Origin of the sequence: Bradyrhizobium sp. WSM3983, assembly GCF_000473045.1 — a bacterium.
Lineage (GTDB): Bacteria > Pseudomonadota > Alphaproteobacteria > Rhizobiales > Xanthobacteraceae > Bradyrhizobium.
Map to the genome: position 1 here is coordinate 114,528 of NZ_AXAY01000001.1, position 22,923 is coordinate 137,450.

General features: G+C 64.6%; 17 protein-coding genes. 6 read left to right on the plus strand and 11 right to left on the minus strand.

All coding sequences use genetic code 11. The features are described 5' to 3' along the window. The first annotated feature begins 60 nt into the window (after positions 1–60). Positions 61–744 (plus strand): GntR family transcriptional regulator, encoded by a 684-nt coding sequence (locus YUA_RS0100520; RefSeq protein ID WP_027528869.1) that lies wholly within the window; start codon positions 61–63, stop codon positions 742–744. Between the two features lie 211 nt (positions 745–955). Further along, the gene (locus tag YUA_RS0100525) at positions 956–1,885 is read left to right on the plus strand and encodes a hypothetical protein (RefSeq protein WP_027528870.1); all 930 of its coding nucleotides are present in this window, start codon (positions 956–958) and stop codon (positions 1,883–1,885) included. Between the two features lie 362 nt (positions 1,886–2,247). Here the strand turns inward: YUA_RS0100525 and YUA_RS0100530 are convergent, their stop codons facing one another. After that, on the minus strand, positions 2,248–3,072 hold the full coding sequence (locus YUA_RS0100530; protein WP_027528871.1) for an NAD(P)-dependent oxidoreductase: 825 nt from the start codon (positions 3,070–3,072) through the stop codon (positions 2,248–2,250). Between the two features lie 91 nt (positions 3,073–3,163). Between YUA_RS0100530 and YUA_RS0100535 the strand changes: the two genes are divergently transcribed. Further along, on the plus strand, positions 3,164–4,132 hold the full coding sequence (locus YUA_RS0100535; protein WP_027528872.1) for an SMP-30/gluconolactonase/LRE family protein: 969 nt from the start codon (positions 3,164–3,166) through the stop codon (positions 4,130–4,132). A 202-nt stretch (positions 4,133–4,334) separates the two neighbouring features. Here YUA_RS0100535 and YUA_RS0100540 read toward each other — a convergent pair whose 3' ends face one another. After that, positions 4,335–5,765: an aldehyde dehydrogenase family protein gene (locus tag YUA_RS0100540; protein WP_027528873.1), complete on the minus strand. Its 1,431-nt coding sequence runs from the start codon at positions 5,763–5,765 to the stop codon at positions 4,335–4,337. A 277-nt stretch (positions 5,766–6,042) separates the two neighbouring features. Next, positions 6,043–8,406 carry a transketolase gene (locus tag YUA_RS0100545; RefSeq protein ID WP_027528874.1) on the minus strand — a complete coding sequence of 788 codons (2,364 nt, stop codon included), beginning with the start codon at positions 8,404–8,406 and terminating at the stop codon, positions 6,043–6,045. Positions 8,407–8,539: 133 nt separating this feature from the next. Here YUA_RS0100545 and YUA_RS0100550 point away from each other — a divergent pair, with 133 nt between their 5' ends. The 3 genes from YUA_RS0100550 (at position 8,540) to YUA_RS43275 (ending at position 11,509) form a co-directional block, all read left to right on the plus strand. Next, complete coding sequence (locus tag YUA_RS0100550; RefSeq protein WP_027528875.1) at positions 8,540–9,001, plus strand: Lrp/AsnC family transcriptional regulator; 462 nt, start codon at positions 8,540–8,542, stop codon at positions 8,999–9,001. 108 nt (positions 9,002–9,109) lie between these two features. Beyond that, positions 9,110–10,030 (plus strand): polyphosphate kinase 2, encoded by a 921-nt coding sequence (ppk2, locus tag YUA_RS0100555; protein ID WP_027528876.1) that lies wholly within the window; start codon positions 9,110–9,112, stop codon positions 10,028–10,030. A gap of 51 nt (positions 10,031–10,081) precedes the next feature. Next, positions 10,082–11,509 (plus strand): TAXI family TRAP transporter solute-binding subunit, encoded by a 1,428-nt coding sequence (locus tag YUA_RS43275; RefSeq protein WP_084291881.1) that lies wholly within the window; start codon positions 10,082–10,084, stop codon positions 11,507–11,509. Here YUA_RS43275 and YUA_RS0100565 read toward each other — a convergent pair. From YUA_RS0100565 to YUA_RS0100605, 8 genes are all read right to left on the minus strand, one after another. Beyond that, the gene (locus YUA_RS0100565; protein WP_027528877.1) at positions 11,487–12,566 is read right to left on the minus strand and encodes a zinc-binding dehydrogenase; all 1,080 of its coding nucleotides are present in this window, start codon (positions 12,564–12,566) and stop codon (positions 11,487–11,489) included. The two genes, YUA_RS43275 and YUA_RS0100565, sit on opposite strands and share 23 nt — an antisense overlap. Positions 12,567–12,626: 60 nt before the next feature. Further along, entirely contained in the window at positions 12,627–13,568 is a 942-nt protein-coding gene (locus YUA_RS0100570; protein ID WP_027528878.1) for a DMT family transporter, read from the minus strand. Positions 13,569–13,756: 188 nt separating this feature from the next. Beyond that, positions 13,757–14,596, minus strand: coding sequence for an aldo/keto reductase (locus tag YUA_RS0100575; protein WP_027528879.1), 840 nt, complete (start codon positions 14,594–14,596; stop codon positions 13,757–13,759). Between the two features lie 168 nt (positions 14,597–14,764). Further along, positions 14,765–16,606, minus strand: a complete 1,842-nt coding sequence (locus tag YUA_RS0100585) for a heavy metal translocating P-type ATPase (protein WP_245285080.1) — start codon at positions 16,604–16,606, stop codon at positions 14,765–14,767. Positions 16,607–16,812: 206 nt separating this feature from the next. Then, positions 16,813–19,518 carry a nitrate reductase gene (locus tag YUA_RS0100590; protein ID WP_027528881.1) on the minus strand — a complete coding sequence of 902 codons (2,706 nt, stop codon included), beginning with the start codon at positions 19,516–19,518 and terminating at the stop codon, positions 16,813–16,815. A gap of 14 nt (positions 19,519–19,532) precedes the next feature. Next, on the minus strand, positions 19,533–20,750 hold the full coding sequence (locus YUA_RS43280; protein WP_084291883.1) for an NAD(P)/FAD-dependent oxidoreductase: 1,218 nt from the start codon (positions 20,748–20,750) through the stop codon (positions 19,533–19,535). Positions 20,751–20,760: 10 nt separating this feature from the next. Beyond that, positions 20,761–21,189 carry a globin family protein gene (locus YUA_RS0100600; RefSeq protein WP_027528882.1) on the minus strand — a complete coding sequence of 143 codons (429 nt, stop codon included), beginning with the start codon at positions 21,187–21,189 and terminating at the stop codon, positions 20,761–20,763. Between the two features lie 123 nt (positions 21,190–21,312). Next, positions 21,313–22,695 (minus strand): MFS transporter, encoded by a 1,383-nt coding sequence (locus YUA_RS0100605; RefSeq protein WP_027528883.1) that lies wholly within the window; start codon positions 22,693–22,695, stop codon positions 21,313–21,315. Between the last annotated feature and the right edge of the window lie 228 nt (positions 22,696–22,923).

Here is a 22,923-nt window from a genome sequence, read left to right on the forward strand (position 1 = left end):
ACCTTCCCTGATCCACAAGAGCGGCTGGACCTGGGCCCTCCCGGGCCAGGAGGCTGAGGCATGACCGACACTGCAAGCGCTGAATCGGCAACGCTCCGCCGCGACGATCCGGACGACGTCGTCGCGCGGCTGGAGGAAGACATCATCTTCGGCCGTCTGCCGCCGGGCGCGCGCCTGACCGAGGACGCGCTGATGTCGCGCTACGGCACCTCGCGCCACTTCGTGCGCCAGGCGCTGGTGGAAGCCGAACGCCGCGGCATCGTCCGCCGCGAGAAGAACGTCGGCGCTACCGTGCGGTTCTATTCGGCCGAGGAAGTCCGGCAGATCTACGAGGTCCGGGAGATGCTGACGCGGCAGGCCGCGCTGATGATCCCCCTGCCCGCGCCGCAAGGCCTGATCGACGAACTGACTGCCTTGCAACGAGACTATTGCGCGAAGGCCGACATCCGCGATTTGCGCGGCATCCACGAAGCCAACGACGCCTTCCACGTCACGCTGTTCGCAGCCTGCGGCAATCCCTATCTGGTGCGTTCGCTCCAGGACTACATGAACCTGACGCTACCGATGCGCGCCAAGAACCTGGCCGATTGCGACGGGCTGGCGCAATCGCGGCGCCAGCACGAGCTGATGATCGAGTTGCTGAAGGGCCGCGACAGCTGGGCGCTCGCGCAGCTGTGTGTGGACCACATGCAATTCAGCAAGTCGGATTATCTGGCGAGGATTGCGGGAGAGAAGGGGCGCTAGCGCTCACGCGATTGTCAGCGCAGCAGCAGCCAATACGGATAAACCTCGCGCCGGCAACGGAACCGGCGGAAATCATCCGATCAAATCGCTAATCTTTTGGTAGAATCATCTAAACTACTCAACCTGTTAACGGGTTGTTAGAAGACACTATCGCAAATGGTTTCAGAGAGAGACAACAACCATGCCGGGTTCCGTTACCCGGAACAGTCAGATGAATGTACCCGGTTTCCTGATCGCATTGGCCTTCGGCGGAGCATTTTTCGCCATTGAGTATGGGTTGTACTACCAGCCCGATATCATCAACCCAGACGTTCTGATCAGCACGTTCTCCACAGAACATAGGAGGGCCCGAGCAGCAGTCCGACATACGCTGATCAATCCGGACTCGGCTAAATTCGGCACACTCCGTTCAGTCGAGGCCGACACGGCGAGGTATGTCTGCGGCGCTGTCAACGCGAGGGACAAGTCCGGCCAATCCGTCAACGCCGCGTTCGTCTACACTGTAGCCATCGATTTTGCCCGCATCGATGACGACGGACGGATCACGCAATATCAATCGGGATACCGACCTTGCCCCACCGGAGAGGACAAGGTCGTGCAGCAGCGGCCGGCTGCGTCGCCAGGGCTGACGTCGGTCGTCGAGGCCGTTCAGAAAGTCGCCCCTGAAGTGCAGATTTCGGTTGCGCCCGTGCTGACGACGCCCGCCCGCTCGGCGGGCGGATCGTCGTCTGGTGGGACAATGGAGCAGCAGGTCCGCGAACTGGCCGCCCGGACCGTTCCGCCGGATGCTGCCAATAGACAGCAGCCAAATCCGGCCGCCACGCGTGAGGTTGCCAAGGAGAGTGAGTGGCACGCAGATCGGCCGCCCACCGCGTGGCCCAAATTCCCTGCGGATCACGCGCTTGCGAAGCCAACCCGGAAACGAACCCCGTCCGAAGCACTAAAGCTCGCGAAAGTCGTAGAGGACCGCTGGAAACAGGCGGAGCCGTCGGCCGACGTCTCGATGCGTCCTTCAGCGGAAGACATCAACGAGGCATGCAGGGCGTTGCTCACGATTGATCCAAAGGATATCGAATATCCAAAGGCGTGGGCAGCTTTCACGCGATTGCAAAAGATAAGTCGCGAAATCGCCGCCAGGTGATGAACAGGCAGCGGTTGCTGAATTGCGATCGCACGATCGAGAGCCAGACGACGAAAGCGACGTTGACTGGATCAACCGGAAGTCTCAGCGAGTCATGTGCGCGCTGGCAGCAACGCTCTCTCAACACGTCATTGCGAGCGCAGCGAAGCAATCCCGTATCCCTCCACGGAAAGACGCTGGGTTGCTTCGCTGCGCTCGCAATGACATGTGGGGAATGGTTGCGTGCCCGACTCTCACCGCGCCTGTGGAGACGGCCCCTCAGCCCAACGCTCCCAGCGCGAGCGAAGCTCGTCGCGCCCCGTAAGAACGGGGCGAGGGAGGGCGCTGCGCTGTGGGCAACGCCTCGACTTATCTCGTCGATACTACCGCTTATTCCAGTCAATGATCCGGCTCGCGTCGCCGTCGAACTCGTTGCTGCAGAAAGCGCCGCCCTGGTAGTGATCGCCGACCGGATCGGGCTTCAGCTTGGCCTGCTCCGCCATGGCGTGCGCCACATGGTCCTCGGAGCGGCCGGTGGGGCGATAGCCGAATTCGTAGGCGCGGTGGTTGTCCCACCAGGCGCGCTCGTTCAGCGACACGCCATAAAACACCTCGAAATGAATGTCGGGATGCTCGAGCCCGATCTGGCAGAGCTGCACGAGGTCTTCCGGCTTCAGCCAGATCGAGATCCGGCGAAGGTCGAGCGGCACGTCACCAAAATTGCCGATGCGCAGGCAAGTCACTTTCAGGCCGTGCTTGTCGGCATAGAGCGCGCCGAGTGCTTCGCCGAACACCTTGCTGACGCCATAGCGGCCGTCTGGGCGAGCGGTGACGTCGGTGTCGATCCTGCGGTGGCGCGGATAGAATCCGACGGCATGGTTCGAGGACGCGAACACCACGCGCTTGACGCCCTTGCGGTAGGCGGCCTCGAACAGATTGTAGCCGCCGATGATGTTGGCCTGGAGGATGTCGTCCCAGGGCCCTTCGACCGAATAGCCGCCGAAATGGATGATGCCGTCGACGCCCTCGCAGATCGCCTCGCATTGCGCGAGGTCGGACAGGTCCGCCGCCTTGAACTGCTCGTTCGCCCCGAGATCGGCGGGCGGACGGATGTCGCTGAGCAGGAGGTCCGGATAGATCGGCGGCAGCAATTTCCGCAGGCGTGTTCCGATCCCGCCCGAAGCTCCCGTCATCAAGATGCGCGACATGTCTTTCCTCGTATTTGGCGACCGGTTTGCGGTCACAGGTCTCTAATGATAGCAGACTTGGGCAGAGGGAACGTAACAACGAGAATTGCACATGAACGATGCATCGTCCCACACTCAAGGCTGGCAGCCGGCGACCTATTACCCCGATCCGGCGATAAAAGCACTGGACCCCCGCTTCGAAAAATACTGGTTGAAACTCTCAGCGGTGGAGCGGCTGGCAACCGGCCTGCGCTGGGCCGAGGGGCCGGTCTGGTTCGGCGACGGGCGGTATCTGCTCTGCAGCGACATCCCGAACCAGCGCATCATCAAATGGGAGGAAGAGACCGGCGCAGTGTCGGTTTTCCGAAAGCCTTCCAATTTCGCCAACGGCAACACCAGGGATCGCCAAGGCCGGCTGGTCAGCTGCGAGCACGGCGGCCGCCGCATAACCCGCACCGAATATGACGGCGAGATCACGGTGCTGATGGACTCATTCAACGGCAAGCGGCTGAACTCGCCGAACGACATCGTGGTGAAGTCCGACGGCTCGATCTGGTTCACCGATCCCACCTTCGGCCTGCTCGGCAATTACGAGGGCTACAAGGCGGAGCCCGAGATCGACCCGAACGTCTACCGGCTCGATCCCGTGACCCGCAAGGCGACCATCGTCGCCGAAGGCGTGCTGGGCCCGAACGGGCTGTGCTTTTCGCCGGACGAGAAGATTCTCTATGTGGTGGAATCGCGCGGTGTGCCGAACCGAAAAATCCTCGCCTATGACGTCTCGGCAGACGGCACCACGATCTCGAACAAACGCGTTCACATCGACGCCGGTCCGGGCACGCCGGACGGCATGCGCTGCGATATCGACGGCAATCTCTGGTGCGGCTGGGGCATGGGCGATCCCGAGCTCGACGGCGTCGTGGTGTTCGCGCCCGACGGCGTCATGGTCGGCCGCATCGCGCTGCCCGAGCGCTGCGCCAATCTCTGCTTCGGCGGCGTCAAGCGCAACCGCCTGTTCATGGCGGCGAGCCAGTCGATCTACGCGCTGTATGTGAATACGCAGGGGGCGGTGGGGGGATAGGCGCTCCGCGGCGATGGTCTCGTAGGGTGGGCAAAGCGAAAGCGTGCCCACCATTACTTGCTCGTCGCGCAATGGTGGGCACGTCGCTTCGCTCCTTTGCCCACCCTACGGCACCTCTCCTTGTCGAGACACTCCAGCAAAAAAATAGAAAACGCCGGAGCGATTTCCCGCTCCGGCGTCATGTTTGTTTAGGCGCCAAAGCCTACGCCGCGTTGAAGCCGGCGACGGCCTTCACTTCGAGGAAGTCCTCGAGACCGTACTTGCCCCACTCGCGGCCGTTGCCCGACTGCTTGTAGCCGCCGAACGGCGCGGTGCGGTCGTTGGGCACGCCCTGGAGATTGACGTTGCCGGCGCGAATCTGGCGGGCGACGCGCCTGGCGTTCTCGACCGTGTCGGCGGTGACGTAGCCGGCAAGACCATAGGGTGTGTCGTTGGCGATGTGCACGGCCTCGGCTTCGTCCTTGGCGCCGATGATGGTCAGCACCGGTCCGAAGATCTCTTCGCGCGCAATCGTCATGTCAGGGGTGACGTCGGCGAAGATGGTGGGGCGGACGTAGAAGCCCTTGTTGACGCCTTCGGGCAGGCCCGGGCCGCCGGCGACAAGCGTTGCGCCCTCGTCGATGCCCTTCTTGATCAGCCCCTGGATCTTGTCCCACTGGCCACGGTTGACGACCGGGCCGATGGTAGTGCCTTCGGCGCGCGGATCGCCCGCCTTGGTCTTGTCGGCGACAGCCTTTGCGATCGCGGCGACCTCCTTCATCTTCGACAGCGGCACGATCATGCGCGAGGGCGCGTTGCAGGACTGGCCGGAGTTGTTGAACATGTGCATCACGCCGCCGGTCACCGCCTTCTGCAGGTCGGCGCCTTCGAGGATGACGTTCGGCGACTTGCCGCCGAGCTCCTGGCTGACACGCTTCACGGTCGGCGCCGCGCGCTTGGCCACATCGATGCCGGCGCGGGTCGAGCCGGTGAAGGAGATCATGTCGATGTCGGGGTGCTCGCTCATGGCCGCGCCGACCTCGGGGCCGAGGCCGTTGACGAGGTTGAACACGCCCTTCGGCACGCCGGCTTCATGGAGGATTTGCGCGAAGAGCAGCGCCGAGGTGGGCGTGAACTCCGACGGCTTCAGGATCATGGTGCAGCCGGCGGCGAGCGCGGGCGCGACCTTGCAGGCGATCTGGTTGAGCGGCCAGTTCCAGGGCGTGATCATGCCGACCACACCGATCGGCTCGCGCAGCACCATCGCGGTGCCGACCGGTTCCTCGAAATGATAGTTCTTGAGCACGTCGAGCGTGGTCATGAGATGGCCGAGGCCCGCACCAGCCTGGAGCTTTTCCGCCATCGGCAGCGGCGCGCCCATCTCGTCGGAGACGGCGGCGCCGATTTCCTTGAGACGGCCCTTGTAGATCTCGATCACTTTCGTGAGCAGCGCGACGCGCTCATCACGGCTGGTCTGGGAGAATGTTGCAAAGGCGCGCTTGGCGGCGGCAACCGCCTTGTCGACGTCGGCCTTGGAGCCCAGCGCAACGTCGTACATCGCCTCTTCCGTCGCCGGATTGACGACCGGAGTGGATTTCTTGACGGCGGGATCGACCCAGGCGCCGTCGATGTAGAATTGCATGCGATTGACCATCGTTAACCTCTTCTTTTCGGGCTTGGAGGGGGCGTTTCGGCAGGCATCCTTGCACGAAAGCGCCAGCAATTGAACCCGCCATATGCGGGGCCAGCGTTGCGGCAGACGGAGGTCATATGAGCCGATGGCGGGAACGTGGCAAGGTGGCCCTAACTGTCGTCCCGGCGAAGGCCGGGACCCATAACCACAGGGCGCAGTTGGCTTGCTCAGGTGTCTACCGCCTGTGGACTAGAACGACCGCTGCGGCGTATGGGCCCCGGCCTTCGCCGGGGCGACGTCAGACCGCCATCTTCCGGTGCAGTACGGGCGCGCCGGTGGTGAGACTTTCCGCCGCATCGATGATCGCGTTCGCGTCGATGCCGTAATGGCGGTAGAGGTCGGCGATGGTGCCGGTCTGGCCGAACTGCTCGACGCCGAGCGCCTCGACGCGATGGCCGCGGACGCTGCCGAGCCAGCCGAGCGCCGACGGATGGCCGTCGATCACGGTCACGATGCCGCAGTCGCGCGGCAACGGCGCCAGCAGCTTCTCGATGTGGCTGAGGTGCTGCACGCCGCGTCGATCGCGCCGCAATTTTCGCGCGGCGGTCCAGCCTGCATGCAGGCGATCGGCCGAGGTGATCGCGAGCAGGCCGATGTCGCGGCGGCTCTCGCCGATGAAGCCGGTCGCCTCGATTGCTTCAGGCGCCACCGCGCCGGTATAGGCGATCACGAGTTCGGCATTGGGGCCCGGCTTGCGCAGCCAATAGGCGCCGTCGGTGATGCCCTGCTGCAGCTCTGGCGTCATGATCCGCTGCGCCTGCTCGATCGAGCGCGTCGACAGCCGCAAATACACCGAGCCGCCCTCGCCCGGATCGCGCTGCATGTGGTCAAAGCCGAAAGCCATGATCACGGCGAGCTCATCGACGAAGGCGGGCTCGAACGAAGCGAGCCCGTCCTGCGCCATGCCGATCAGCGGCGTCGCGATCGACTGGTGCGCGCCGCCCTCCGGCGCGAGCGTGATGCCCGATGGCGTCGCCGCCACCATGAAGCGCGCATCCTGGTAGCAGGCATAGTTGAGCGCATCGAGCCCGCGCTCGATGAAGGGATCGTAGAGCGTGCCGACCGGCAGCAGCCGCTCGCCGTTGATCTGGTGCGACAGCCCGAGTGCCGAGAGCATGATGAACAGGTTCATCTCGGCAATCCCGAGCTCGAGATGCTGGCCCTTGGGCGAGAAGTCCCAATTGAAGGTGGATGGAATTTTCTCGCTGCGGAATAAGTCGGCCTTCTCGCCGCGTGCGAACAGGCCGCGCCGGTTCACCCACGGGCCGAGATTGGTCGAGACCGTGACGTCGGGCGAGGTCGTGACGATGCGTTTTGCCAGCTCGCCGTCACCGCGTGCGATCTCGTTCAGCACGAGGCCAAAGCCCTGTTGCGTCGACATCTGCGGCGACGGCTTGAACGCGAGCTGCTGCGGCACCTCGACGACAGGCGCAGTCAGCCGCCGGCCGTCCCTGTTGAACGGCACGCGCGCGAGGAAGGCGTCGAGCTCGGCGGCGCTTTGCGTCAGGCCCTCGTACTTGTCCCATTCGTGGCCGGGGCGGATGTTCTGGCTTTCGCGATATTTCTCCATCTGCGCGACCGTCATCAGGCCGGCGTGGTTGTCCTTGTGGCCCTGGAACGGCAGGCCGACACCCTTGATGGTGTAGGCGATGAAGCAGACCGGACGGTCGTGATCGATGGATTCGAACGCGTCCAGCATGCTCGCCATGTCGTGGCCGCCGAGATTGGACATCAGCGCCAGCAGATCCTCGTCGCTGCGCTTGTCGATCAGTTTTGTGATCGGCCCCTGATCGCCGATCTCGTCGTGGAGATGCTTGCGGAACGCCGCGCCGCCCTGGAAGCACAGCGCGGCGTAGAGCGCGTTCGGGCAATTGTCGATCCAGGTCTTCAGCGCCTCACCGCCGGACTCGGCAAAGGCCTCGCGCATCAGCCGGCCGTATTTCACGATCACCACGTCCCAGCCGAAATTGCGGAACATGGTCTCGAACTTTTCCCAGAGCCCCTCGCGCACGACGGCATCGAGCGACTGGCGGTTATAGTCGACGACCCACCAGGTGTTGCGCAGGCCGTGCTTCCAGCCTTCGGCGAGGGCTTCGAAGATGTTGCCCTCGTCCATCTCGGCATCGCCGACCAGCGCGATCATCCGCCCTTCGCGGCGGTCCTTCATCCAGCCATGCGCCTTGACGTAGTCCTGCACCAGCGAGGCAAACAGCGTCTGTGCGACGCCGAGGCCGACCGAGCCGGTCGAGAAATCGACGTCGTCGACGTCCTTGGTACGCGAGGGATAGGACTGGGCGCCCTTGAAGCCGCGGAAATTCTCGAGCTTCTCGCGGGTCTGCCGGCCGAACAGATACTGGATCGCGTGGAACACCGGGCTCGCATGCGGCTTTACCGCGACGCGGTCCTCTGGGCGCAGCACGTGGAAATACAGCGCCGACATGATGGTCGCGAGCGAGGCCGAGGACGCTTGGTGGCCGCCGACCTTGAGGCCGTCCGTGTTCGACCGGACATGGTTGGCGTGGTGGATCGTCCATGACGACAGCCACAGCGCCTTGCGGGCCAGTGCGGTCAACGTGTCGAGACGGGCGGAATCAACGGGCATGACAATGCTCCCGGAAACAGGTCCCAAATGATACGCCTGCGGGCGCCGTCATACTTCTCAATTTTTCGCGCCATAACACCGAATATTGGGATATTTTACCAATCTAGCCCAGCCAAATACAGGTTTCATCCCAATGCCCGAGCTCGACGCCATCGACCGCAAAATCCTCAGCTCCCTCCAGACCGACAGCCGGCTGACCATGCAGGAGCTCGCCGACAAGGTCGGGCTCTCGGTCTCGCCCTGCCATCGCCGCGTCAAGCTGCTGGAGGAACGCGGCGTCATCTCGCGCTATATCGCGACGGTGGACCAGAAGGCGCTGGGCCTGCATGTCAGCGTCTTCATCTCGATCAAGCTGGCGCGGCAGAAGGAGGAGGACCTCAACCGCTTTGCCCGCGCGATCTCGAAATGGGACGAGGTGCTGGAGTGCTATCTGATGACCGGCAACCGCGACTATCTCCTGCGCGTGGTGGCGGCCGACCTCGCCTCCTATGAGACGTTCCTCAAGACCAAGCTGACCCGGCTCGACGGCATCGCCTCGATCGAGTCCAGCTTTGCGCTCAGCCAGGTCAAATATTCGATCGCGCTGCCGGTCTGACGGCCCCGCCGGGCATTTCGGACCGGCCCGCCGCCGGTGTCACATGGACGCAATAAACCCCGCCGATGGTCACGGGCGACAGGCACCCTCGGCCCGAGAGAGAGACCCATGACTGCATCCGACCGCACCGCCCAGACCGCCAAGCGCGAGCGCATCATCCAGGAGATGGCCGACGACCTCGACGAGGAGCTGGAGATGGAGCTCGATGACGCCCGTCTCGACGAGCTGCTGGACGAGACCGACGTTCTCAACCCGACGGTCGATCGCCGGGTTTATTTCCGCGAGCTGCTCCGCCTCCAGGGCGAGCTGGTCAAGCTGCAGGACTGGGTGCAGAGCGAGAAGAAGAAGGTCGTCGTGCTGTTCGAGGGCCGCGACTCCGCCGGCAAGGGCGGCGTCATCAAGCGCATCACCCAGCGTCTTAATCCCCGCATTTGCCGCGTCGCGGCGCTTCCGGCGCCGAGCGAGCGCGAGCGCACGCAGTGGTATTTCCAGCGTTACGTGTCGCATCTGCCGGCCGGCGGCGAAATGGTGCTGTTCGACCGCAGCTGGTACAACCGCGCGGGCGTCGAGCGCGTGATGGGCTTCTGCACCGACGAGCAGTATCAGGAGTTTTTCAAGACGGTTCCCGAGTTCGAGCGGATGCTGATCCGCTCCGGCATCATCCTCGTCAAATACTGGTTCTCCATCACGGACGACGAGCAGCAGTTCCGTTTCACCATGCGCATCAAGGATCCCTTGAAACAGTGGAAGCTGAGCCCGATGGATGTCGAGGCACGCAGCCGCTGGGAGGCCTACACCAAGGCCAAGGAGACCATGCTGGAGCACACGCATCTGCCGGACTCGCCGTGGTGGATCGTCGATGCCGTGGACAAGAAGCGCGCCCGCCTCAACTGCATCGCGCATCTTCTGAGCCAGATGCCGTACCAGGAGGTCGCGCGCGCCCCCGTGGTGCTGCCGCCGCGCGTCCGCAATCCCGACTATCACCGCGGTCCGATCCCACCGGAGATGTACGTGCCTTCGAAATACTGACGGCACCCGCCGCGCTGACCGGCGGGCGAGCTTCCGGATGAGGAAAGCGAGATGCCCGAGCCGAGTAATCTGAGCGTAACGAGGGGCGTGCCGTCCCGCCGCCGCAATCGCCTCGGCCCGTGGCTCGCGGTGGCGAGCCTGCTGTCGCTACTGACCGTCGCGCTCGCGCTCGCCTATTGGGCCTGGCAGCCGGCGACGCTGCGCATCGTCGTCGGGCCGGCCGGCAGCGACGACCAGACGCTCGTGCTGGCCATCGCCAAGGCGATCGAGGCAAAGGGCGGCGCCGTGAGGCTGACGCCGATCGAGACCGACGGCACGCTGCAAAGCCTCAATCTGCTCGGTAGTGGCAAGACCGACCTTGCCGTCGCGCGCGGCGACCTCGCCATGCCATCCGACGCCAATTCGGTCGCGATCCTGCGCCGAAACTTTGTGCTACTGTGGGCGCCGACCGGGCGCAAGGGCGTTCCCAAATCGAAAGTTACGGACATCGCTTCGCTCAGCGGCCGCCGCATCGGCATCGTCGGCCTCGGCGATGCCAATCTCAATCTGCTACGCGTCATCCTGGGTGAGTCCGGCGTCAATCCGCAGAAGGTGACGACCACCCAGTTCGGCACCGACCGCATTTCCGAGATGACCCAGGACACCACGCTCGACGCCTTCATGATGGTGGGCGCGCTCGACGACAAGATCATCGCGGAGACGATTGCCGCCACCACGCGTCTGCGCGGCGAGCCGAAATTCCTCTCCGTCGACGTTTCCGAGGCCATCGCCGAGCGGCATCCGCTCTACGAATCCGAGGAAATCCCGGCGGGCGCGTTCGCCGCTGCGCCGCAGCGGCCCGACGACAAGATCGAGACCATCGCCGTCAATCATCTGATCGTGGCGCCGACCTCGCTGTCCGAGGACGCGGTGGGTGCCTTCACCCGTGAGCTGTTCGCGGTCAGGCCGTCGCTGGTCAAGGAGTTGCCCGGCGCCAGCCACATCCAGAAGCCCGATACCGACAAGGACGCCGCGCTGCCGGCGCATCCGGGGGCCGCTGCCTATATCGACGGCAACGAACGCAGCTTCATCGACAAGTACAGCGACTACATCTGGGGCGTGGTGCTGCTGCTCTCCGGCCTCGGTTCGGTCGCCGCATGGCTGCGGCATTATCTCCGGCGCGAGGAGCGCAGCGAGAACGCACTGCATCGCGACCGCCTGCTCAACGCGATCTCCAGCGTGCGCGAGGCGACGTCGCTCGACGATCTCGCCGCCATGCAGGGCGCCGCCGACGATATTTTGCGCGAAACACTGGTCTGTCACGAGGACGGCGCCATCGAGGACGGCGATCTCGCCGCCTTTGGCCTCGTGCTGGCGCAATTCCATCAGGCGATCGTCGACCGCCGCGCCGTGATTGCCCAGATCAGACATGCCGACGCCGCACAAAAATCCGACGGCGCGGTGCTTCAGCCGTTCCCTATTTCCACGGCTGCACGATGATCTTGGTGTGTGCCTCGGGATTGGCGAGATCGGCGAACGCTTTTGCGACGCCGTCGATGCCGACTTCAGCCGTCACCATGGCCGCGGCATCCACCTGCCCTTCGGCGATCAGGCGCAGCGACGCCGCAAACTCCTCCGGCGCGTAGCCCAGCACATACTGAACGTTGAGCTCCTTCATGATGCCGAGCATGGGCTCGTTTCTATCGCTCTCCATGCAGACGCCGACCACGACGATTTTGGCATCGCGCGGGGCGCCTTCGAACACCTGCTGCAGCAGGCCGGGCACACCGACGCATTCGAAGATAATCGCGGGCTTCAGCGCCGGCAGCATGGCCTGGAACGGCGGTCGCGCCGCCTTCTCGTCCTCCGACATCTGTGCGTGCTCGGCCCAGGTCGCGTAGGGCTGCGATACCCTGGGATCGACGACGATATCGGCACCGAGCTTTGCCGCGAGCGCACGCCGCGCTGGCGAATAGTCGGCGGCGACGATCGGATGCAGGCCCTTGATCCTGAGCGCGGCGATCACCGCGAGGCCGACCGGCCCACAGCCGATCACCAGCGGCACTTCGCTGCCGCTGATGTTTGCTTTCGCCACGGCGTGAACGCCGACCGCGAGCGGCTCGGTCAGCGCGGCATGTTCCGGCGCAAGGCCGTTCGGCACTTCCAGCAGCAGCGGCTCGCTGAGCAGCATCTGCTCGGCATAGCCACCGACAAAATCGTTGGAATAGCCGATGCCCTTGATGCCCTCCGGCGTCAGCAGCGCGGGCAGCGAGCACACATGCGTGCCCGGCCTCAGCTTGCGCGCGGTGTCCGGGCCATAGTCGACGATCTCGCAGCAGAACTCGTGGCCGAAGACGACGTCACGCGACAGATCCATCGGCGTTCGTCCGGTCTTCTTCGCCATCTCCACCATCCGTGGCGCATGCTGGCGCGCGTGCAGATCGGAGCCGCAGATGCCGCAGGCGAGCGTCTTGACCAGCACCTGGCCGGGGCCGGGCTTTGGCTCCGCCATCCGGTCGACGACAATCTCACCGTTCCTGAAAATCGCAGCGCGCATCCGGCTCCTCCCCTGGTGTTGGAGCCGTTGATAGCACGACGCGGGACGTGCGATCTTGCGTCAGGGGTTCGGAGAGCGCGCTGCCTGCACCAAAAGCTGGGCGCGGCGGATGCGCTCGCGATGGGCGATATACAGACCGCTGGCGACGATGAAGGCTGCGCCGGTGACAGTCCAGACGTCAGGCACTTCGCCGAACAGGAAGAAGCCCAGAATGCTGACCCAGAGCAGTTGCGTGTAGGAGAACGGCGCCAGCACCGAGGCGTCGCCGTAGCGATAGGCGAGCACGATGATCCACTGGCCCACTGTGGACGCGACGCCGATCACGATGCCGAGCCCGATCGCAGTCCAGCTCGGCGTCACCCAGACGAACGGCACCATCACGCTGAGGATTGCAACGCCCGTCAGCGCGGAATAGGCCATGGTGGTGAGGACGGCTTCGCGGCCACTCATCATCCGCGTCAGGATCAGCGCAGCAGCCCAGCAGAACGCCGAAACGATCGGGAAGAAGGCGGCGACGTGAAATGCGCTCGAGCCCGGCCGCAGGATGATCATCACGCCCGTCAGGCCGATCGCGGTCGCGATCCAGCGGCGCATACCGACCTTCTCGCTCAGGAAGATGATCGAGAGCGCGGTGACGAACAGCGGCGAGACGAAGCCGGTGGCGGAGGCTTCCGCGATCGGCAGGAAACTCAACCCGGTGATGAAGAACAGCGAAGAGCCGAGCAGGGCCGCGCCGCGCATCAATTGCAGGCCGACGCGTTCGGTGCGCATCGCGTGCAGCGGCGAGCCCGGCAGCATCACCGGGGTGAACATCAGCGCGAAGGTGACGAAGCGGATCCAGGTGATCTCGATCGACGGCAGGCTGGTCGAGAGATATTTCGCGGTGACGTCGGAGCAGCCGAGAAACACCGTCGACAGCAGCACCAGCGCAATGCCCTTGAAGGGATGATCGACGCGCGCAGGTGCACGGCGAGCCTCCTGCTTCTTCTCCGGCACGGGCATGGGAATACGGTCGAGCCTTGCGGCTGCGGCGGGCGGCGGTGTCACGGCTGGAACCTGGGAAAACGACGATTCGGGAACGATCGTAAAAAACGACATATGCGCCGCTTTCACAACTTCCGAAAACAGGATGCCGATATGCACTCACGTCTGCGCGCGTCAATACTCCATTAATATTGGGCTTTTGTGCGTTACAGCATGGGCAGACTGCGCGGCTTCGGACCGCGCGGAAACGCCGCATCCAGCGCCGAAATCTCCTCTTTCGTCAGCACGAGATCGCCGGCGGCCGCATTTTCGCCGGCATGTTCCGCGGACGACGCCTTCGGGATCGCGAACACCGTAGTCGCACGGGTGAGGAAGCTCAGCGCGACCTGGCGCGGTGTCGCGCGACGCACCTCTGCAATGCGCGTGAGCACGGCGCCGCCTTGGCTGCGCTCATCGGGAAAATCGTCGTGCCCGAACGGCGAGTAGGCGACCACCGCGACGCCGTGCCGCTCGCACCACGGGATCACCGCATGCTCGATCGCGCGCTCCTTGAGGTGATAGAGCACCTGATTGCAGGCGATCCTGCCTTCACCGGAGACATCGAGAATTTCATCGAGATCGTCGGCGTCGAAATTGGAGACGCCCCAGGACTTGATCTTGCCGGCTTTCACCAGCTCCTCGAAGGCAGCGACGGTGTCTTCAAGATCATAAGAGCCGCGCCAGTGCAGCAGATAGCAATCGAGCCGATCCGTCTTCAGCCGCTTCAGCGAGCGCTCGCACGCCGTGATGGTGCCGCGACGCGAAGCGTTGCTCGGCAGTACTTTTGACACCAGGAACACTTCATCTCGCCGGCTCACGATCGCATCGGCAATAACGAGCTCGGCATCGCCATACATCTCGGCGGTGTCGATATGGGTCATGCCGAGATCGAGCCCGCGCTGCAGTGCCGCGACCGCACGTTTGCGATCGCCATGGTCGAGATACCAGGTGCCCTGCCCGACCACGGAGACGTTGGCACCAGTCTTGCCGAAGGGATGCGTGTTCATGTTGGTCTCCAGTACCGCTCTTCGCTCAGGCAACCGCCATCAAGCTCAGGAGTTCAATCCGCCGATGTCAACAACCAGCACGCTGCCGGTCGCCGACTTCGTGATATAGAGCCGATCTTTGTTCGTTGGAACCGTCGATTGGCACACCGGTCGTGCGGCAAGTGCGATCTACCCGCCCCGCAAGACTCTGAGGGCATTGAGAATCACCGCGACGTCAATGACCTCCTGCAGAATCGCGCCCTCGATCGGCGTCAGATATCCGAACGCAGCGGCCAGCATGCCAAGCGTGGACAGGCCGATGCCGGCATAGACACTTTCCAGCGCGATGAAGCGCGTGCGCCGCGCGATCTCAATCGCCGGCACGATACGGTCGAGCGTGTCGACCAGCAGCACGGCGTCGGCCGCCTCCGCCGACGCCGCCGCGCCCTTGGCGCCCATGGCGACGCCGATATCGGCGGCGGCAAGTGCCGGCGCGTCGTTGACGCCGTCGCCGACCATCATCACCGGACCCGCCTTGCGCTCGGAGAGGACGACCATGACCTTCTGGTCCGGAGTGAGATCGGCGCGCACTGCATCGAGGCCGAGACCGGCGGTGACCGCTTCAGCCACGCCTCGGCGGTCGCCGGTAGCGAGCACGATCCGCTCGACGTCGAGATCGCGCAGTTTCACAAGCAGCGCCGCGGTGCCGGTGCGCAACTCATCGGCCAGCACGATGCAGCCAGCGAGTTGCCCGTCGACCGAGAGCCACACTGCCACGGCGCCTGGAGGGTCGACACCCTGCGCAGGGCCGAGCTCTTTGCCCAGCGACGCCAGTTGCACGCGGACATAGCTGATGCCGCCGACCGCCGCACGACGCCCCTCGACCGTTCCACGGATACCCTCGCCCGGCGTTTCGATCATCTCCCGCGGCACCGCCAGCGCGAGGTGCCGGCGCTGCGCTTCGGCGACCAGCGCCTGCGCGATGACATGCTGCGAGGCCTGGTCGAGCGAAGCCGCGATGCGGATCACTCCGTCGTCGGTAAAGCCTCCACCGGAGTGGACCGCGACCACTTTCGCCTTGCCGCTAGTCAGCGTGCCGGTCTTGTCGACCACCAGCGAGCGGATGCGCGCCATGGTCTCCAGCGCCTTGCCGCCCTTGATAAGGATGCCGTGACGTGCCGCACGCGACAGGCCGGCGACAATGGCGACGGGCACGGCGAGGATGAGCGGACAAGGCGTCGCTATCACCAGCACCGCAACCATGCGGACCGGATCCCGCGTCCACGCCCACGCGCCGCCGGCGATTGCCAGCGTCGCGACCAGGAAAACGATCGCGTAACGATCGGCGAGCCGCGCCATCGGCGCTCTGGCACGCTGCGCCGCCTCGACCAAGCGTACGATACCGGCATAGGTGCTTTGGGCTGCCGGACGGATGGTGACGAGGTCGAAGGCATCGCCGGCGTTGGTCGCGCCGCTCATTACAGCCTCGCCCGCTTTGCACTGCACCGGCAGCGACTCACCCGTCAGCGCGGACAGGTCGAGCACTGCAAGCGCGCTTGCTACCGTGCCGTCGGTCGGCACGACCTCGCCCTGGCGGATCAACAGACGATCGCCGGTGTCGATCAGCTCGACGTCGACTTCCTCGAGTCGGTGGTCACAATGGCGCATCGCCCGGCGCGGGGCGCGCGCGAGCAGCGCCGTCATCTCGCGCCGCGCACGGCCTTCGGCAAAATCCTCAAGATATTGTCCGCCGGCATACATCAGCGCGACTACTGTCGCGGCAAGCTCCTCACCGACCGCGAGCGCCGATGTCATCGAGAGCGCAGCCACAATGTCGAGCCCGACGTCGCCGCGCCTGAGACTCCGTATGATCTCGATCACCAGCGCAAGCAGGACTGGTAGCGTCGCGATCGTCCAGGCTAGATCGACCCACGCCGGAAAGCCAGACGCGCGCAATACGAAACCAAGCACGAGCCCCGCGGCGGGAATACCGATCAGGAAGGGCCGAATGGGAACGTCGGATGCGGACACGGAGCAGGCCGGGCGGATTGCGCGAGCGACGAGCATGGCAGGGAAGGCGAAGTCGAGAGATGACCTGGATCAAGTGTTTCAGCCATCATCTCCGCTGTCATTTCCCGCGACCCCGCTCGTCAGGCTCAAAAGCATGCTCGACCGCGGAAGCTTCGGCGTAGGCGCCGAGCCCGGCGGCGACACGAGAAACGCAAGAATATGCGTCGCTAGCTCGCTGCGCCCGCGAATTTCGATTCCTTGGCAGGCGCCGTTCCGGCTGTCGCGATCAGGCGCTTCAGCTCGGGAATGCAGGAGCCGCAATTGGTGCCGGCCTTGAGCTTGGCGCCGATCTCGGCAGCGGTCCGCGCGCCGCTCGCGATGGTGTCGCAGATGATGCCGCGGCCCACGCCGAAGCAGGCGCAGACGATCGGGCCGGTCGCCGCGGCGCCTTCGCTGGACTTGCCCGACAGCAGCATGCGGCGCTGATCGTCAGTGACGTGGTCTGCTGCGAATACGCTCTTCACCACCTCCCAATCGCCGGCATCGTGCGCGGGGCCGACGAACAGGCAGGTCTCGATGCGATCGCCAGTGAACGAGGCCGCACGATAAACCCCGCCGCCGAAATCGCGATAGTCGGCGACGTCCTCGCCGGCAACGCCGTCGAGCCAGGCCGGCCAGCGCGATAGATCCGCGTTGTCGGCGAAGAGATAGCCGAACCCGCCGGCGACCGTTGCGCGAGTCCACAGCAGATTTTGCGGCAGGTCGAGCTGCTTCCGCGAAAGCGCAAAACCGCGAAAGACGTATTCATAGGGTACGATCGCTGCCGGCGTCGCCTTCGATTCCGGCTGGCCGGAGAACGGATCGGTGAATGGTGCGACCAGCGCGCCGACGCGGCCGTGCGAAGCGTTCATCGCGCTCCAGTGGATCGGTGCGAACAACGTGCCGCGCTGCTGCCGCTCGCTGACGACGGCCTTGAGAATGCACTGGCCGTAATCGGTGGTGATGCGGGCATAGCCGTCATGAGCAATGCCGTATTTGCTGGCGTCGTCGGGATGGATCTCGACGAAAGGTTCCGGCAGATGCGCGCCCAGCCGCTTGCTCAGACCCGTGCGCGTCATGGTGTGCCACTGGTCGCGGATGCGTCCGGTGTTGAGCCGCAGGGGCCGCGACGGCCCGGTCTCGCTCCGCAGTGCCGGCACCTCCGGCGCGACGAAGCGGCCCTTGCCGTCATTGGTGAAGAAGCCGCCAGCCGCGAAGAAGCGCTCGCCCGGCGCTTCACCCTCGCGTGCCGGCCATTGCAAGGGCTTCAAGGCATCGAAGTCCTCGTCGGACAGCGAAGTCAGCGCGCCGATGTCGAAATCGCGGCTGCCATTGTTCTCGAAGGCCGACAGCGCGGCATGCTCGCGGAAAATCTCCGCCGCGGACTTGTAATTAAAGTTCTCGCCGAAGCCGAGACGCTTGGCGGTCTCGCTCAGGATCCACCAATCCGGCCGTGCCTCGCCGGGCGCCGGCAGGAACGAGCGCTGGCGCGAGATGCGGCGTTCGGAATTGGTGACCGTGCCCGACTTCTCGCCCCAGGCCAGCGCCGGCAGCAGCACGTGCGGGCCGGCCTCGACCGTGTCGTTGGACAGCACGTTCTCGGACACCACGAACAGCTCGAGCTTCTTCAGCGCTTCGCGCACGAAATCGGCATCGGGCAGCGACACTGCGGGATTGGTGCCCATCACCCACAGCGCCTTGACCTCGCCGCGATTGATCGCCTCGAACAGCTGCACCGCTTTCAGCCCTTCGTGGGTGGCTATGCGCGGCGCCTTCCAGAACCGTCGCACGCGGTCGATGTCGGGCGGCGTGAAACCCATGTGGGCGGCGAGCATATTGGCGAGACCGCCGACCTCGCGCCCACCCATCGCATTGGGCTGGCCGGTGAGCGAGAACGGCGAAGCGCCGAGCTTGCCGATGCGGCCCGTGGCGAGATGGCAGTTCAGGATCGCGTTGACCTTGTCGGTGCCCTGTGCCGACTGGTTGACGCCCTGCGAATAGAGCGTGACGACGCGCTCGGTGTCGCGGAACATTTTGAAGAAGGCGGCGACGTCTTGCTCGGAGAGGCCGGTCGCCAGCGCGGTCGCGGTGATGCCGCCGGCGATGTTGCGTGCACGCGCCAGCGCATCGTCAAAGCCGCTAGTGTTCTGCGCGACGTAATCCTGATCAAGCGCGCCACTATCGGCCAGATGGACGAAGAGCCCGGAGAACAGTGCCGTGTCGGTGCCGGGCTTAAGGCCGAGGAACAGATCGACATCGCTCGCAGTGTCGGTCCGGCGCGGATCGATCACGATCATACGCGCGCCGCGCTCCTGCCGATTTTTCAGCATGCGCTGGAACAGCACCGGATGGCACCAGGCCGCGTTCGAGCCGACGAAGACGAGCAGGTCGGCCTGGTCGAGATCCTCATAGCAGCCGGGCACGGTGTCGGCGCCGAAGGCGCGGCGGTGGCCGGCGACCGAGGACGACATGCAGAGCCGCGAATTGGTGTCGACGTTCGCCGTGCCGACAAAGCCCTTCATCAGCTTGTTGGCGACGTAATAATCCTCGGTGAGGAGCTGGCCGGAGAGATAGAACGCCACTGCATCGGCGCCATCGCGCGCGACGATGTGCTTCATCCGATGGGCGACGTGATCGAGCGCATCGCTCCAGGCGACCCGTTCCAGCACGCCCTTGCAGCGGATCATCGGATAGAGCAGCCGGCTCTCGAGCCCGACGGTCTCGCCGAGCGCGGAACCTTTGGAGCAAAGCCGGCCGAAATTGGCGGGATGATCGGGATCACCGGCGATTGCCGCGCCGCCTGCGCCATCGGGCGTTGCAAGCACGCCGCAGCCGACGCCGCAATAGGGACAGGTGGTCTTGGTCGTACGAAGCGCCGGATCAATCGCCGTCATATCAAGCTGCCTCCTCACGCCGCCTTGGAGGGAAGCGCGAGCGCGCGGCCGAACATCATGTCGGCGCGGATCCCGGCGATCTTCTCGCAGGTACGGATCAGCTCGAGATACCAGAGCGCATCGGCGGTATCGCCGATCAGAACGGCGCCGGTGAGGCATCCGTCGGCGATCACGAGCTTCTTGTAGGTGCCGCGCCTGCGATCGGTCAGCACGAGGCTCTCGCTGCCCTCCCCGCCCATGAAGTCGCCGGCGGAAAACACGCTGACACCGGACACCTTCAGATTGGTCGAGACCACGCTGCCCTGATAGGCGGCGGGGCGGCCACCGAGATGCCGCGCCAGTACGCGTGCCTGCTCGTAGGCGGGCTCGACCAGACCGTAGCAGGTGCCGCGATGCTCGGCGCATTCGCCGAGCGCGTAGATGTCGGGCGATGCGGTCTGCATCACGTCGTTGACGACGATGCCGCGGTTGACCGCGATGCCGGCCTCCTTGGCCAGCGCAATGTTGGGCCTGATGCCGGCAGCAAAAATCACGGCGTCGGCCTCGATGCGGCTGCCATCGGCGAGCTCGACGGCTTCGACGTGGCTGTCGCCGTGGATGCGGGCGGTCGAGGCATTGAGCAGGATGCGGATGCCCTTGCGCTCGACCAGCGTCTTGAGCAGATCGGCGGCCGGCCCATCGAGCTGCCGCTCCATCAGCCGGTCCATCAGATGCAGCAGCGTCACGGGCGCGCCGGCCTTGGCGAGGCCATACGCCGCTTCAAGCCCGAGCAGACCGCCACCGACCACGACGACGCGCCTTTTCGCGGCCGCCAGCGTCAGCAGCAGGTCGACATCGCGGGTGTCGCGAAAAGTGTGCACGCCGGCGAGATCGGCGCCTGGCACGTTCAGCCGCAGCGGCGTCGAACCGGTAGCGAGCACAAGCTTGGAATATTCCATGCTCTCTTCGCCGGCGATCTTGAGCTCGCGGCGGCCGGTGTCGATCTCGGTGACGCGATAGCCGTAGCGCACGGTGACGCCGCGATGGCGCCACCAGTCTGCGGGCCGGAGCTCGATCTCGTGCGAGCCGGTCTCGCCGGCCAGCACGGAGGAGAGCAGCACGCGATTGTAGGCGAGCCGCGGCTCTTCGCCGATCACAGCGACCGCGTAGCGGCCGAGCGCGGTCTTGGCGAGCTCGTCGACCAGACGCGCGGCCGCCATACCGTTACCGACGATGACGAGCGGTTCACTCACAAGGCATCTCCTATTCGGCGGCCTGCGCCTGCGGGCCGTAGGCCTCGGAAATCATGTAGCCGGACAGCACGCCGTAGGCGTCGGTCCAGGCGGTTGCGAGTTCGGGCGTCCAGGCCTCGCCAAGGCCCTTCTCCAGGGTCCACAGCAAGGTCGCGCCGACCACGGGATAGTGCTCGGCCTTGGCGCCGTAGGCGACGTGACGCTTGGCGAGCGCGGATGCCGCAGGAAGAATTGTTTCGAGGTTCGACAGACCACTCACGACAGCGGCGAGCATGGCCATCAGCTTCTTGCGCTGCTCGGTCATGTCCTCGGGAAACATCGCGCGCACGGACGGCGCGACCTCGAACAGGCGATCGTAGAACAGCACGGCGGCTGCTTCTGAAATCGGTGCGACCTTGGAAAAGCTCTGCTGCACGAGGGCGATCTGTTGGGGCGTCATGATGTTCTCCTGTCTGTTTCGGTCTGCCTTTGTCCGCGCCGTTGCGGAAAAAGTTCACGGGTCAAACGTCATCAGAGCGGCTTCTCCCCGCGTACGGGGAGAAGCGAGTTTCGTAACGCGCGATTACACGCGCGCTTCGGCGAGGCTTGGCGCGCCTTGAGCCTGCGGGCCGCGACGCAGGTAGAACCACCAGGTCAGTCCGAGGCAGACGGCGTAGAACGCGAGGAAGATGGCCAGCGCGACCTGCGGTCCGCCCGTCATCGCGATCGACTTGCCGAAGCTGCTCGGGATCAGATAGCCGCCGACGGCACCGATCGCGCCGATGAAGCCGACAGCCGCACCGCTCTCGATGCTCGCGGTCTTCAGCGCCAGCGCGCGCGCCGCATCGCCCTTGCCGCGAACCTTGAACAGGTTTTCCTCGCGGAAGATCGAGGGGATCATGCGATAGGTCGAGCCGTTGCCGATGCCCGTCGTCAAGAACAGGATCAGGAACATCGCAAGGAAGCCGGTGAAGTCCTTCTCCCCGACGAAGTAGAGCACGCCGATCGTGGCCGCCGCCATCGCGATGAAATTCCAGAAGGTGATGATGGAGCCACCGATCTTGTCGGCGAGCCAGCCGCCGAACGGACGCGACAACGAGCCGACCAGCGGGCCGAGGAACGCGATCGAGATCGTCATCGTCGGAAACTGGGTCTTGATCAGCAGCGGAAACGCAGCGGAGTAGCCGATGAAGGAGCCGAACGTTCCGATGTAGATGAAGGCCATGATCCAGGTGTGCTTGCGCTTCAAAATCGCAAGCTGGTTCTTGATCGACGATTTGGCCGAGGTCAGGTTGTTCATGAAGAACACCGCGCCGAACACCGCGACCGCGATCGGCAACACCCACATCAGGCCGGCGTTCTGGAGATACACACCGCCGACCGGCGCCGCCTGGAACAGGTTGATGACGGCGAGCGTCATCAGGATCGGGGTCAGGAGCTGCACGCTGGAGACGCCGATGTTGCCGCCGGCGGCATTTAGGCCGAGTGCCCAACCCTTCATGCGATCGGGGAAGAAGAACGAAATGTTGGTCATGCTGGAGGCGAAATTGCCGCCGCCGAGACCGGCGGTCGATGCGATCAGCAGCATCAGCCAGAACGGTGTTTCGGGCTGACCGACGAAGTACGCAAGCGCCAGCGTCGGGATGAACAGCACGGCCGCGCTGAAGATGGTCCAGTTGCGACCGCCAAACGTCGTGACCGCAAACGTATAAGGAAAGCGCATCAGGGCGCCAATCAGGCCCGGCACCGCCACGAGCTGGAACAGCTCGTCGGTCGAATAGTGAAAGCCCGCCTGCGGCAGCTTGGTCGCGACGATGCTCCAGATCAGCCAGACGGAGAAGCCGATATGCTCGGCGACGATCGACCAGATCAGGTTACGCCGGGCGACGGCTTTGCCGCCCGCATTCCAGAACGCCTCATCTTCGGGGCGCCAGTCAGAAATCCACGTCGGATTGCCTTCCTTCATTGGAAAAAGTCCCTTTCGCTAGGAAGCGGGACACCGACTGACGCGGAGGCGCAAAGATGCACGCTCGGGGAGGCCCCCGTTTTCGGCGGTGTCACGATTTGGATGATTGCTCGGTGACGGCGTCGATGGCGTCGAAACCCTTAATTCAAACTCCGTGCCAAACCGGGCGGCGCAATAAAGATAAATTATTTCAATAGCTTGAATGAAATGGTGAAAAGATAGTCACGC